This window comes from Litorivivens lipolytica, from assembly GCF_014191715.1.
Lineage (GTDB): Bacteria > Pseudomonadota > Gammaproteobacteria > Pseudomonadales > Spongiibacteraceae > Litorivivens > Litorivivens lipolytica.
Genome location: NZ_JACHWY010000001.1, coordinates 675,893 through 688,918, shown reverse-complemented (window position 1 = coordinate 688,918; position 13,026 = coordinate 675,893). Strand labels below are relative to the sequence as shown.

General features: G+C 55.1%; 11 protein-coding genes. 6 read left to right on the top strand and 5 right to left on the bottom strand.

What is annotated here, in order from left to right; translation table 11 throughout:
- Positions 1-16: 16 nt before the first annotated feature.
- Genes serS through gorA form a run of 3 tightly spaced genes read left to right on the top strand, consistent with a single transcriptional unit; the run spans position 17 to position 4,082 of the window.
- Positions 17-1,306: a serine--tRNA ligase gene (gene serS / locus FHR99_RS03145; RefSeq protein ID WP_183409092.1), complete on the top strand. Its 1,290-nt coding sequence runs from the start codon at positions 17-19 to the stop codon at positions 1,304-1,306.
- Positions 1,306-2,733 (top strand): siroheme synthase CysG, encoded by a 1,428-nt coding sequence (gene cysG / locus FHR99_RS03140; protein WP_183409091.1) that lies wholly within the window; start codon positions 1,306-1,308, stop codon positions 2,731-2,733. Before serS ends, cysG begins: the two co-directional genes overlap by 1 nt.
- Positions 2,730-4,082, top strand: coding sequence for a glutathione-disulfide reductase (gene gorA / locus FHR99_RS03135; protein ID WP_183409090.1), 1,353 nt, complete (start codon positions 2,730-2,732; stop codon positions 4,080-4,082). Before cysG ends, gorA begins: the two co-directional genes overlap by 4 nt.
- Positions 4,083-4,158: 76 nt before the next feature.
- Here the strand turns inward: gorA and FHR99_RS03130 are convergent, their stop codons facing one another.
- From FHR99_RS03130 to flgA, 5 genes are all read right to left on the bottom strand, one after another.
- Positions 4,159-6,267, bottom strand: coding sequence for a carboxy terminal-processing peptidase (locus FHR99_RS03130; protein WP_183409089.1), 2,109 nt, complete (start codon positions 6,265-6,267; stop codon positions 4,159-4,161).
- Positions 6,268-6,452: 185 nt separating this feature from the next.
- Positions 6,453-9,485 carry an ATP-binding protein gene (locus tag FHR99_RS03125; protein WP_183409088.1) on the bottom strand — a complete coding sequence of 1,011 codons (3,033 nt, stop codon included), beginning with the start codon at positions 9,483-9,485 and terminating at the stop codon, positions 6,453-6,455.
- A 60-nt stretch (positions 9,486-9,545) separates the two neighbouring features.
- Positions 9,546-10,019 (bottom strand): flagellar export chaperone FlgN, encoded by a 474-nt coding sequence (locus FHR99_RS03120; RefSeq protein WP_183409087.1) that lies wholly within the window; start codon positions 10,017-10,019, stop codon positions 9,546-9,548.
- 67 nt (positions 10,020-10,086) lie between these two features.
- The gene (gene flgM / locus FHR99_RS03115) at positions 10,087-10,392 is read right to left on the bottom strand and encodes a flagellar biosynthesis anti-sigma factor FlgM (RefSeq protein ID WP_183409086.1); all 306 of its coding nucleotides are present in this window, start codon (positions 10,390-10,392) and stop codon (positions 10,087-10,089) included.
- Between the two features lie 67 nt (positions 10,393-10,459).
- Positions 10,460-11,185 carry a flagellar basal body P-ring formation chaperone FlgA gene (gene flgA / locus FHR99_RS03110; protein WP_183409085.1) on the bottom strand — a complete coding sequence of 242 codons (726 nt, stop codon included), beginning with the start codon at positions 11,183-11,185 and terminating at the stop codon, positions 10,460-10,462.
- A gap of 358 nt (positions 11,186-11,543) precedes the next feature.
- On the opposite strand from flgA, the gene flgB reads away from it, so the two are divergent.
- Genes flgB through FHR99_RS03095 form a run of 3 tightly spaced genes read left to right on the top strand, consistent with a single transcriptional unit; the run spans position 11,544 to position 13,022 of the window.
- A complete protein-coding gene (gene flgB / locus FHR99_RS03105; protein WP_183409084.1) occupies positions 11,544-11,948 on the top strand; it encodes a flagellar basal body rod protein FlgB in 405 nt (134 codons plus the stop codon).
- Positions 11,945-12,349, top strand: coding sequence for a flagellar basal body rod protein FlgC (gene flgC / locus FHR99_RS03100; protein WP_183410110.1), 405 nt, complete (start codon positions 11,945-11,947; stop codon positions 12,347-12,349). The genes flgB and flgC overlap by 4 nt, the downstream gene beginning before the upstream one ends.
- A 10-nt stretch (positions 12,350-12,359) precedes the next feature.
- Entirely contained in the window at positions 12,360-13,022 is a 663-nt protein-coding gene (locus tag FHR99_RS03095; protein ID WP_183409083.1) for a flagellar hook assembly protein FlgD, read from the top strand.
- Positions 13,023-13,026: the final 4 nt, after the last annotated feature.

Here is a 13,026-nt window from a genome sequence, read left to right as displayed (position 1 = left end):
TGGAGACACGTTTTCAATGCTCGACCTGAAACTGGTAAGGCAGAACCCACAGGCGGTTGCCGACCAATTGGCCAAACGTCATTTTGATTTTGATGTGGACGGTTTTCTGTCCCTCGATGAAGCCCGCAAACAGGCCGATATCGAAAGCCAGAACCTGCTGGCCGAGCGCAAACAGGCGTCGAAGAAAATTGGTGAATTGGTAAAAGGCGGTATGCCGATCGACGAGGCGAAAGCCAGTGTCAACGCCACCCTTGCCAAGATTGAAGAGCAGCTGAGCGAGCTTACTTCAAAAGCGAAAGCCGCACAGGAAACGCTAGACGACTTGATGGCGGGCATACCCAATATTCCGCACCCGGACGTACCGGAAGGTAAAGACGAAGCCGATAACCTTGAAATTCTGCGCTGGGGCGAGCCCAAGTCCTTCGATTTTGAAGTGAAAGATCACGTCGATGTAGGTGAAAACCTCGGCGGTCTGGATTTCGATGTGGCAGCCAAGTTGACTGGCAGCCGTTTCAGCGTCATGCGCGGTGAAATCGCGCGTATGCACCGGGCACTGATTCAGTTCATGCTCAACACCCATATCGGCCAGCACGACTACACGGAAGTGTACGTGCCCTATATGGTCAACAAGGATTCCCTGCGCGGCACTGGCCAGCTTCCGAAATTTGAAGAAGATCTGTTCAAGCTGGAAGGGGATCAGGAGTATTACCTGATTCCGACGGCCGAGGTGCCAGTGACCAACCTGCTGCGCGATACCATCGTTGAAGCGGCGGATATGGAAAAAGGCCTGCGTTTTGTCTGCCATACGCCCTGTTTTCGCAGCGAAGCGGGCTCCTATGGCCGCGACACACGGGGCATGATTCGCCAGCACCAGTTTGAAAAGGTTGAGCTAGTCCAATTGGTAAAACCCGCCGATTCTGAGGCAGCGCTCGAAGCCCTGACCGGTCACGCCGAAGCGATACTGCAGCAGCTGGAATTGCCTTACCGCAAAGTCTTGTTGTGTGGCGGTGACATTGGCTTCTCGTCGCGCAAAACCTATGATCTGGAAGTGTGGCTGCCCGCGCAAAACCAATACCGTGAAATTTCTTCTTGCAGTAACTTTGGCGATTTCCAGGCGCGGCGCATGCTTGCCCGCTGGCGCAATCCGGAAACCAATAAACCCGAATACCTGCACACCCTGAATGGTTCCGCGCTGGCGGTAGGCCGCACCTTGGTGGCTATTCTGGAAAACTATCAGCAGGCCGATGGCAGCGTCGTTGTGCCCGAGGTACTAAAACCTTACATGCAGTGTGATGTGATCAAGTAATGGACTATCTGCCGCTCTTTACCCGCGTTGCCGGCGCCGACTGTCTCGTGGTGGGGGGTGGCACGGTTGCCTTGCGCAAAGCTGGCGCGCTCGAACGCGCCGGAGCCAGGGTCACTGCGGTTGCTCCTGAAGTCGCCGATTCTCTGAAATCCCTCTGTCTAAACTCCGGCGGTCGAGTTATTGAACGCGGTTTTCAGGCAAATGATCTCGATGGCGTAATGTTGGTCATTGCAGCCACGGATGATGAATCCGTCAATCGTGCGGTATCTGATGCCGCGCGCCAGCGCAATGTGCTGGTTAACGTGGTGGACCAGCCGGAACTCTGTAGCGTTATTCTCCCTTCTATTGTCGATCGATCGCCGCTGATTATTGCGGTTAGCAGTGGTGGTCGCAGCCCGGTGCTGGCGCGTTTATTGCGCGCACGGCTGGAAAGCGTTATTCCCGCTAGCTACGGCAAACTCACAGAATTGGTGGGAGATTTTCGAGATAAAGTCCGCCAGCGTATCCCGGATTTCAATCAGCGCCGAGATTTCTGGGAGCATATTCTGCAAGGCCCCGTTGCCGAGCTGGTCTTTGCCGGGCGTAAGCAAGCGGCGACAGAAATGCTTGAAGACGAGCTGCAAACCGCCAAACCCGCACCACGTGGCGAGGTCTATCTCGTTGGCGCAGGCCCCGGTGATCCGGATCTTTTGACCTTCAAGGCGCTGCGCCTGATGCAGAAAGCCGATGTGGTTTTGCACGACCGACTGGTGGCAAAGCAGATCGTGGATCTTTGCCGCAAGGATGCCGAGTACATTTACGTGGGCAAGGCGCGTTCCAACCACACTATGCCTCAAGATGACATTAACGCACTGCTAATCAAGCTGGCGAAAGAGGGCAAGCGGGTGCTGCGTCTGAAGGGCGGCGACCCCTTTATCTTCGGGCGCGGTGGTGAAGAACTCGCAGGGTTGGCGGAAGAACGTATTCCCTTTCAGGTGGTGCCGGGTATTACCGCAGCCGCCGGCTGTGCCAGTTATTCCGGAATTCCGTTGACGCACCGGGACTACGCCCAGTCGGTGCGTTTTATGACCGGCCATCTCAAAGACAACACTATGAATCTGCCCTGGCAGGAATTGGTGCACAAGCAGCAAACCATCGTGTTTTACATGGGGCTACAAGGCCTTAGCATCATTTGCCGTGAAATGATGGCTCACGGTCGCGAACCTGATACGCCGATGGCGCTAGTGCAGCAGGGCACCACACCCAATCACAAAGTTCTGGTCGGCACCTTGGCGACGATGCCCGAACTGGTCGCCAGAGAAGAGGTCGCTGCACCGACCCTGATTATCGTTGGCGAAGTGGTCAAGCTGCGTGAACAGCTGGCATGGTTCGAAAATCCACAACAGGAGGCGGTACTGACTGAGCCGCCTGAACAGGATAATCCATGAGTTACGACTATGATCTCTTTGTTATCGGCGCCGGCTCGGGCGGTGTTCGTGCGGCTCGCATGGCCTCCAGCTACGGCGCTAAAGTGGCTATCGCAGAAGAGCGCTACCTTGGTGGCACCTGTGTCAACGTCGGCTGTGTGCCGAAAAAACTGTTCAGCTATGCCGCGCATGTGACCAGCGATATCCGCAATGCTGCGTCGATGGGCTGGCAGATTGAAAAGCCCGTGCTCGACTGGCCAACCCTGCGAGATAACAAAACTCGCGAGATCGAACGCCTCAACGGTGTCTACGAGAATATTCTCGGTAATGCAGACGTTGAAATCATTCGTGGTCACGCCCGCGTTAGCGGCCCCGGCCAAGTAGAAATTAACGGTAAAACCTTTCGCTGCAAGAACATCCTGCTGGCTGTGGGCGGCTGGCCGTATATGCCGGATATTCCCGGTGCCGAGTACGGCATCTCGTCGAATGAAATTTTTTATCTCGACACGCTGCCTGAAAAGGCGGTCGTTGTCGGCGGCGGCTATATTGCCTGTGAGTTTGCCAGCATCCTGAATGGGCTCGGTGTGGAAACCACACAGCTCTATCGTCGGGATCTGTTTTTGCGCGGCTTTGATACAGAAATTCGCGAAATTCTAGCTGAGGAAATGCGCCGCGAAGGGGTGGGTCTGCGTTTCAACAGCAATCCTGCCAGTATCGAAAAGCAGGGGGATCAGCTGCAAGTAACACTGGAAAATGGCGAGAACCTCGAAACCGGACTCGTGCTATTCGCGACCGGTCGCAAGCCCTTGCTGGACGGGCTTGGCCTAGAGAACGTCAATGTGGAACTCAATGATCGTGGCTATATCGCGATCAATGATAATTTTGAGACCTCCGAGCCCGGTATTTACGCCTTGGGCGATGTAACCGGCGGCATTGAATTGACTCCGGTCGCACTGGCGGAAGGAATGACACTCGCGGCGAACCTCTTTAACGGTGAGCAGCGGCGCATGGATTACGACCATATCGCGACCGCGATTTTCAGTCATCCGAATGTCGCCACGGTGGGTCTGAGTGAAGAGGACGCGCGCGAGCGCTATAGCAAGATCGATGTGTATACCTCACGGTTTCGCCACTTGAAGCACACCCTGGGTGATCATCAGGGCAAGGTGTTTCTTAAATTGATCGTGGACAGCGAAAGCCAGCGCGTTGTCGGTGCTCATATGCTGGGCGATGAAGCGGCTGAAGTGATTCAGGGTGTGGCCATCGCCGTTAAAATGGGCGCGACCAAAGCGGATTTCGATGCCACTATTGGTATTCACCCTTCAGTGGCAGAGGAGTTTGTCACTATGCGGTCTGTGACACGTCACTAAACGTCAGGTCGCTGGTGTGCGGATAAGCCAGTCGTCGATAGGATAACGCCCCACATGGTGGGGCGTTGAGAAAGGTTTACCGGTTGGCTTTGGCAACCTGAGGTTTGGAGAATACCGCCATACTGTCGACCAGGATATGGCTTGCTTCTACCAGCATAGGGTCCGGCTCTTCAGCCTTGTCTTTTTCCTCGCCGTTATCGTCAACCGATGCGGTTTCTTCCTCTTCCTCGTCGGCATCCAGCTTGGTTAGCGGCTCCAGCCCTTTGGCGATGCGACGCTTGTTTTCTAGCTTCAGCTGCAGCTTGCGGCGATCATCGCGCTGCTTGCGGCGAACTTCCTCGTTCAGGGATAGAGTTTTGACGTTACGGAACTCATCCATTTGCTCCAGCTGCTCACTCAGGAAACGGAAGTCTGGGTCATCACTCACCCGTTTGCGGTGTTCTTTTCGCAAGCGCGGTATTTCGGATTCAATATCAAAATAGGTGTGGTGGTAAACCGGCGCGATGGTATCCCAGGGCAGGGCGTTGTCGAGGGTGCTCTCGCCGACCAGCTCCTTGTCGTAGATGGCAGGGAATTCGATATCAGGAATGACGCCGTTGTGCTGAGTACTCTCTCCGGAAACCCGGTAGAACTTGGACTCGGTGATTTTTAGCTGACCGTGTTGCAGTGGGCTGATGGATTGCACTGTGCCCTTGCCAAAGGACTGATTGCCAATCACTACGCCGCGCTGATAATCCTGAATCGCGCCGGCAAAAATTTCTGACGCAGAAGCGCTCATACGGTTGATGAGAACGGCTAGCGGTCCGTCATAGTAATCACTGCTGCGACGTTTACCTTCGCGCTTAACCCAGGCGTTGGCAAAGCGAATCTGAACGGTCGGTCCGGATTCGATAAACAGTCCGGTCAGGGCATTGGCTTCGGCCAGCGAACCACCGCCATTGTCTCGCAGGTCAATGATAATTCCTTCAGCACCGTCGGCCAGCAGCTCGTTCAGCAGGCGCTGGGTATCGCGGGTCGAGCTTCGAAAGTCGGGGTCGCCACGGCGAAGGGCCTCAAAGTCGAGATAGAAGGCGGGAATGCTGATGACACCGACTTTGACGACACGGCCATCCCGGTAAACCTGAATCATTTCCTTCTGGGCACTTTGTTCCTCTAGCTTGACCTCGTTGCGCTCAATCGTGATGGTTTTTCGAACCTCTTCACTCTGGGATTCGGCAGGAATGACCTGCAAGCGCACGTGGGTGCCTTTGGGCCCGCGAATCAGGTCGACGACGTCATCCAGTCGCCAGCCAATGACATCCTTGAACTCCCCGTTTTTACCTTCAGCTACCGCGATGATGCGATCAGCGGGGTGCAACTGGCCGTTCTTGTCCGCAGGCCCGGCGGGGACCAGTCGCACAACCTTGGTGTACTCATCGTCGGACTGAAGCACGGCGCCGATACCTTCCAGTTTCAAGCTCATATTGATCTGGAAGTTTTCAGAGATGCGCGGCGAGAAATAGTCAGTATGCGGGTCGTAGACTGACGACAGGGCGTTCATGTAGTACTGAAACACGTCCTCGCTGGTGGACTGTTCCACACGCGACAACTGGTTGCTGTAGCGCTTTAGCAGCAACTCCAGCGTGTCTTTTTCTTCCTTGCCCGTCAGTTTCAGCGAAAGTACGCGATTCTTGATCTGCTTGCGCCACAGGTCGTCCGCGGCCTTGGCATTGGCGGGCCAGGGAGAGTTCTCGCGATCCAGTTCTAGCTCCTCGTCCTCCGTGAAATCAAAGTTTCTGACCATCGCTGGCAGTTCGCCTATGGTTTTCTGGAGGCGCTCAGTAAGGCGTTTGTGATAGCGGTTGTAAATGGCAAAGCCGCCACTAAGCTCGCCTTTTTTTAGCTCGTCGTCCAACTGGCTGCGCAGGCGCTGAAATTCGTTGATGTCCGACTGCAGAAAGAAAACCTTTCCCGGATCCAGCGTTTTGATAAAGGCATCGAGCAACATGGCGGAGGTGTTGTCGTCCAGCTTGAGGTTGACGTAGTGCTCCTGTTCAAGCTGTTTGACGATCATTTTTGCAGTCTGGGCCTGCACTGCCGTGGGTTGCAGTGGTGATACCACCTCAACTGCGGCGGTGCACAGCGAGGCTGCCAGAGTGAATGCGGTTGCGAGTAGGGCGAAACGCGGGAGGGACTTCAATCTCATAGGCTTCTGTTATCTGACTTCGTTGCTTACCAGCTATAGTAGCGCCCCGACAGGGGCGGGTCACCCGTTGCTTTTATGGTGGGTCACAAAAGCGGCAATACTTCCGAAAGTCCTTGTCAGCTTAGGGCTTAGCGCAGCAAGGTATCCACCACATTAATAAACTTCGGTAACTAACTGAATATTAGTTAGTAGTTGAGTTTTAATGTAACGTAAAAAGTGCTTCCGACCCCTGGCTCAGAGTCGACGCTAACGGCCCCTCGATGCCGCTCCACCAGTTTCTTGACCACTGCCAGACCGATGCCCGAGCCCTCAGTATCGTCGGAACTCTGCACCCGGCGGAAGGCACCGAAGATCTGTTCCAGATATTGCGCTTCGATACCGATGCCGTTGTCCTTCACCGCGATGGTGGTCATTTGGCCATCGTTACTGTGTTCATAGACCCTGATTTGCGGTTTGCGTTCCGAGCGATAGCGGATCGCGTTTTGAATCAGGTTCTGAAAAACCCGCAGCAGCCCATTGCGGTCGCCGAGGACAGTGGGTAGGGGATCGACGGTGATTTCTGCGTCATGGTCACGAATCATTGCCAGAAGATCGTGTTGAATCTGATCTACGCAGTCATTGAGATCCTGCGGTGCCAGTTCCAGCTCGGAACTGCCTGCTCGAGAGTAATCAAGCATATCATTGATCAGCTTGGTCATACGCCGTGCAGCTTGCTTGATATACTCGAGATCAGTAGCCGCATCGTCGGGAAGGTCGGGCCCAAGGTCGTCTTCCAGAAACTCGCAAAAGCAGATCAGCGTGCGTAGGGGCTCCTGTAAATCGTGGCTGGCGACGTAGGAGAACTCCTCGAGGTCCTCGTTGATCTGCTGGATTCGCTCCGTCTGCTCGCGCTGCAGTCGGTCCATGACCAGGCGCTTGGAAATATCGCTGAATACGACCACCGCACCAATCACCTTTTCGTTTTCTACAATGGCGGTGCTTAGATACTCAACCGGCAGTGCGCTGCCATCGCGATGCCAGAATACCTGATCATCCACCCGGTGGGTTTCACCGCGGGTCAGCGTGTCATAAATAGGGGAGTCCTTCGCGTCGAACTCGCGGCCGTCCTGATGATGGTGATGAAATAGCTCGTGGGCGTTCTGACCCAGTAACGCTTCTTCCGAAAACCCCAGTAGATCAGTTGCGGCTGGATTGACAAAGGTTATATTGCCGCTCTCATCGAGGCCGTAGATACCTTCGCCCACATTTTCCAGAATGCGGCTTACCCGCTGGCGACTGTCCTTGATCTCCCTCTCAAACAGTTTCTTGTGGGTAATGTCTTCTGCCAGGCCGAGGATGTATTTCACCTCGCGAGTTTCCGGGTCAAGCACCGGTACCTTGGTGTTTTGAAACCAGCGGATTTCGCCGCCGAGCTCCATGTACGCTTCTTCGTTAACAATCTCCCCCTCAAAGACGACCTTGTCGTCGCTGCGGTTGTCAGTATCCAGACTGCGCTCGCCGAAAACCTCCTCCTGGGTTCGGCCGATCATTTGTGGGGCATCATCTTTTACTGCGGCAAGGCTGGCATGGTTGGCGCGGAGAAAGCGGCGGGTCGCGGCATCCTTGATATAGAGCAGCATCGGCAGATTATCGATCATGCTCTCCAGAAACTCACGCTCCTGCCTGAGCTCGCGGGTTTTGTAGTGCACCAGTAATTGCGCCGATTGATGTGCGCCTGTCGAGCTGATAATCAGAAGGCTGACGGCGCCGATAATGATGAACCCCCCGAAAACCAGAGGCGCAAGCCGCGCAGTCATTTGGGTTGAGATCGATTGGGCTGCGAGCCAGCTTTCCAGTGACAGGTCGTAATCCAGATATTTCAGGTCCTTGGTTTGGCTAAAGCCGCTCGGTGGTATGTCTGATTCCGAGGTAAACAGCACTGTGCCGCTGCGCCGGTCGGTCAGTCGGTAGCCGACCTCGGACTGCATCGCCAACTCCGCCAATGGCGCCACCATTTGCTCTATCCAGACAATGCTCAGTACTGCGTTTCCGGCACTGAGGGGCGTGAGGGGCGATACCAGCACATAAATTAGCGTCGGGCGCTCCGAACCAACGATTTTCAGGGGGCCTGCTGAGGTGGTGGTGTTCGTCGAAAAGGCTCGATCTATCGCCTCGCGCCGTCTCGATTCAGAGCGTAGATCAAAACCAAAGGCATTGGGGTGCCGATCGTGCGGTTCTATATAGAACAAGGGTTGATAAAAGGGGCGCGGTTCGACGGGGCGGGGGCCCTCCGGGGAAGCTTCAAAAATCTCGTAATCCTCAAGCCCTTCCGCTCGGGCTTTCGCGATGATGTCTGATTTATCGTCGTGGGCCACCCTCGGCGCCCAGGTCAGGGTGGGGGGCGACGACATGGACGCGGTGATCGCCTTATAAAAGTCGTGGAACTCTTCTCTCGAAACCTTACCTGAAACATTAAATAGGCCAGCTATATAGTTGAGAAGATTTATTTTATTGGTCAAGTGATCGCTGAGAGCGTTGTAGCCAAGCTGGCTTCTGACCGCCAGATTGGATCTCAGCTCGGATTCAATCTGCTGTTTGCCAGAGATATAAACGAGGGTGAGGAACAGAAACATCGACAGGGCTGGAATGGCAATCAGCAGCTTCCGGCGCATACTAATCAGATCGGTTTTTTGCATGACAACCAGCAAGATCGGTGCGAACACCAATACGCCGAGAGAATCGCCAAGCCACCAGTTTAGCCAGTTTGCAGGAATGCCGCTGGGGGCCAGCCCACCAAAAAGGTACAGGGTCGCATTCCCCACAGAGGCAGAGACTAGCGAGGCAATTGGGCCGCCGACCACAATCAGCACACCCGCCTGTTTAAGTGTATTCAGGGTCCAGGGGGGATCACTTCTCGCCAATACCAACCGAGCCCCAACGACGGCCTGTAGCGCGGAGCCGCTGGCAATTAAAAAAGGGATAAGCAGCGATGCAGGGTTACCAATATCTGCATTGGCCAGAAAAGATCCGAGCAAGACACCGAAAGCCATCGGCCAACCCCACAGCATCACCGAGGCCAGAGCCAGCCCGGAGGGAGGCCAGATTGCCGTAGCATAGCCGGGAGGAATAGCGAAAATCAGTCCGATTTTCGCTAGAAGGTAATAGGCGAGTGCGAGTGCAATAACGCGCACAGGCAGGAGGTAATTTGTTGTTTTGTTCGGGGGCTGTATCTGAGCCAAGCCTAATTCCGCCTTGAGAATTCCGTGGCAAACCCTTGAAGTCTAGCTTATTTTTAGGGCTCAGGCCGTGCCAATTTCCTTGGCGTATCCTTCATTCACAACGGTGCCATGCTCACCGTAGGTCGCGTGTTGAGGTTTGCCATGCAGAATTTCCAGGCCGCGATTTACGAACTGCACTTGTGCTTGAATATTCGCGCCGGCTTGCTGGTTCATCGCATGGCATTCTGCCAATAGGGTCATCGCGTTGCGCCAGTCCTCGTCGACCAGACGGCGCTGCCCGTAATTCTGAAACAGATCTTCGACCGCCTTCTGATCGCGCTCGTTGACGCCCACTTGGGTAAACATCCGGGAACGGCTGCGAACCAGTTGGTCGAGGTAGTCGGCATAGCGAATCTTGCGCTCAGCTATTTCCAGCAGCAGCGTCCGGTCCCGCTGGGCCAGGGCTTCAGTTTCTTCGGCGAGAACGCCCTTAAACTGGTGGATGGCGGCGATGACATCACGAGTAATGCTTATCAGATCGGTTGTGCGCGTCACGGGACTCTTCCTCTCTCTCGTCAATCCATCGACCGTGTCAGTTAATGTCTGTCGTTCAGGTTTTGGTTCAGGCTTGTAGCAGGTGTTCCAGATCAATTACGGCGCGAGCGACGCGCTGTGCATTGACGGAATAATCACCACTTTCAATTGCAGCTTTGATGCGATCGACTTTTTCGCGGTCGATATCACCGGTTTCGCCGATTTTGGCCTGCAATTGCTCGAAAGTTGAGACATTTCGGGTGCCCGCGTCCACCGGCGCTGCAATCGCTTGCTGCTCCGCTTGATCGCCGCCAGAGACCGCTGTGGAGCGGTTGTTGGCCGAATCCAGCTTGCGTGGCTGGTTCATTCCCGAGTTGTCTATTTTGTCTACCATTGTCCTGACCGCCTGTCTGTTTCGCGCCGTCTAAACACTTATCGGCACGTGTCGGAAATTCTTTAGTCTAGAGTATGATTTCGACCGTCTCACCGGAGCGCACGATACCTTCTACCACCCGCCCCGAGTTTACATTCTTCACTGTAATACGTTCGCCAAGGCTGGCCTTACTCGTTGCGACTCCTGACATGGTGACGCCGACGGCGCCGCTGCGAGCCAAAATCCGCACCGACTGACCACGTTTAATCATGACAGCCGACTCCACCATGTTGGGGCTGATAACGGCGCCCTGGGCGATTGCCCGGCTGACTCGGTAGCCGCCGTGCTGATTCAGGCTGCTGATATAGCCGTAGCCCATGGCGGACACTTCGCGTTTTACCGACTTTACGTCATTCGGACCGAGCACAGTGCCGGCCGGCAGGGGCCGAATGGCCACCAAGGCCTTGGCATAGGCCGTGATATTCACGGGCAAATAGACCGTCCAGCTGGCGCCCTGTTCACAGCGCACACCCACGGTAGTGCGGCGTTTGATTTGGGCGCGTGAGGGCAGAAATGCCTTAACGGCGCCGGCGCAGCGGGGCAGGCGGCTGCGACTGTCCAGCCGACCCGCTTCAATACGGTGTTCGTGATCACGCCAGGGATTGCGGTCAGCGATAAAGCGCTCTGCGGCGCGGCGGATACTGCTTTCGCTTTGCAGATTGCTTGCCAAGGCGAGAGGAGAGGTCACCAGCGTGGCGAGCAGGCAGGCGAGGACGCGATGCGCGCTGCGTTGCGGTTTGCGGTCTCCAGTCATGCCTTTCTCCTCTTTACAAACATCAGGGCTTTCTAGGTGATGTCAAAAATCTGTCGTCTCATCACGGTAGCAGCAATTAGCGTGCCAGCCTTAAACGACTCGCATCCTGGAAACTTATAAAGAGAAGCACAAAGCGGTGAACAGAAAGTTGCCGCTGAGGCGGCAAAGGCTTGCCGCTGACCTAATTCTGCATCAGTCGGGATTTTGGCGCGTAGCGCTATCTAATTGAAATATATGGGGTTTGTAAACTGGCACGGCTGTTGCAGTGACAGCGGTAGAGCAGATTGCCGTCATCCGTAGACAGGAACGCTTGTTCACCGTATCGGCACTCACGAACAGAACTTTAGGACGAAATGGTATGCCTTTGAATTTTGACTCAGCCTTGGGCGTTCACGAACGCGCCCTTTATACCCGGTCCCAGCGCACCGAGGTACTGGGTGCAAATATGGCTAATGTGGATACCCCAGGATACCAGGCTCGTGATATCGATTTTCGCGAGGCGATGAATCAGGCCGCGCAGGGGCAGAACCTGAGTGTCAGCCGCACGCGCAGCAACCATATTCAGCCTGATGGCGGCGCCGCTGCTCTAGAGGCGCAACTGAAATACCGCGTCCCTAACCAGCCAAGTCTTGATGGCAATACCGTCGAACTGCATGTGGAACAGGCGCAGTTTGCTGACAACGCGGTTCGCTATCAAGCCACGCTGACCTTTTTGGGCAGCAAATTCAGCGGGCTGAAAAATGCCATTACCGGAGGTCGATAAGCATGTTCAAGGTCCTTGATATTGCCGGCTCTGCCATGAATGCGCAGATGGTCCGGCTTAATACTACTGCCAGCAATATGGCGAACGCCGATTCCGTGGCCACTACAGAAGCTGAAGCCTACCGCGCCAAACAGCCTGTATTTGCGGCACTGCTTCAGGAAACGGCCAATGCCGCTGGTGTGCAGGTCACCGGGATTGTGGAAAGCGAAGCGCCCGTCATCAAGCGTTACGAGCCGGGTAACCCCATGGCAGACGCCGACGGCTACGTCTTTGGTTCTAACGTGAATGAAGTGGAGGAGATGGCCAACATGATTTCCGCCTCTCGTTCCTTCCAGAACAATTCAGAGGTGTTCAACACCTCTAAAGATTTGATGCTGCGCACTCTGCAGCTGGGCCGTTGAGGATTAACCCATGGAATTGAGAACGATCAGTGACATCCAGGCCCTGCAGGGAAAAAACGGTAATCTGGGTAAGGAAAATCTGGGGCAGAACGACTTTATGAAGTTGATGCTGGCGCAGATGCAAAATCAGGATCCTTTTAGCCCGATGGACAACGCTGAATTTCTCGGCCAGATGGCCCAGTTCAGCACCGTTAGTGGCATCTCGGAAATCAATACCTCCATGGCCTCACTGGCAGATTCGCTGAAATCTTCCCAAATGTTGAATGCGGCATCGCTGGTCGACAAGCACGCATTGGTTGCGTCACCAACAGCAGCTTTTGATGGCGCAACACCGGTCACCGGGCGCGTCGAATTGCCATCGTCAACTTCCGGTGTGCAAGTAGAGGTTGTGGGCAGTAACGGTGAAGTGGTTCGCCGTATGTCACTCGGCCCGCAAGCTGCCGGTGCCGTGGACTACGCATGGGATGGCCGCAACAGCTCTGGTAATGCAGTCCCCGCCGGGGAATACCAGCTGAAGGTCAGCTACTTTTCCGGCAACCAGCAAGAAGCGCTGGAGAATCATATTCACGCACAGATCATGAGCGTTAGTCTGCCCTCGCAGGGCGGCAGCGCCAATGTCGAACTCAAAGGGTTGGGCCAGTACCAGCTCTCTGACGTCAAAAGCATCAGCTAGCAGG

What these genes read in the sequence shown, in the direction of transcription:
- flgM (WP_183409086.1), bottom strand. Translation starts at nt 10,392, where the DNA reads ATGGTAGACAAAATAGACAACTCGGGAATGAACCAGCCACGCAAGCTG.
- flgB (WP_183409084.1), top strand. Translation starts at nt 11,544, where the DNA reads ATGCCTTTGAATTTTGACTCAGCCTTGGGCGTTCACGAACGCGCCCTT.
- flgA (WP_183409085.1), bottom strand. Translation starts at nt 11,185, where the DNA reads ATGACTGGAGACCGCAAACCGCAACGCAGCGCGCATCGCGTCCTCGCC.
- gorA (WP_183409090.1), top strand. Translation starts at nt 2,730, where the DNA reads ATGAGTTACGACTATGATCTCTTTGTTATCGGCGCCGGCTCGGGCGGT.
- cysG (WP_183409091.1), top strand. Translation starts at nt 1,306, where the DNA reads ATGGACTATCTGCCGCTCTTTACCCGCGTTGCCGGCGCCGACTGTCTC.
- FHR99_RS03130 (WP_183409089.1), bottom strand. Translation starts at nt 6,267, where the DNA reads ATGAGATTGAAGTCCCTCCCGCGTTTCGCCCTACTCGCAACCGCATTC.
- FHR99_RS03095 (WP_183409083.1), top strand. Translation starts at nt 12,360, where the DNA reads ATGGAATTGAGAACGATCAGTGACATCCAGGCCCTGCAGGGAAAAAAC.
- serS (WP_183409092.1), top strand. Translation starts at nt 17, where the DNA reads ATGCTCGACCTGAAACTGGTAAGGCAGAACCCACAGGCGGTTGCCGAC.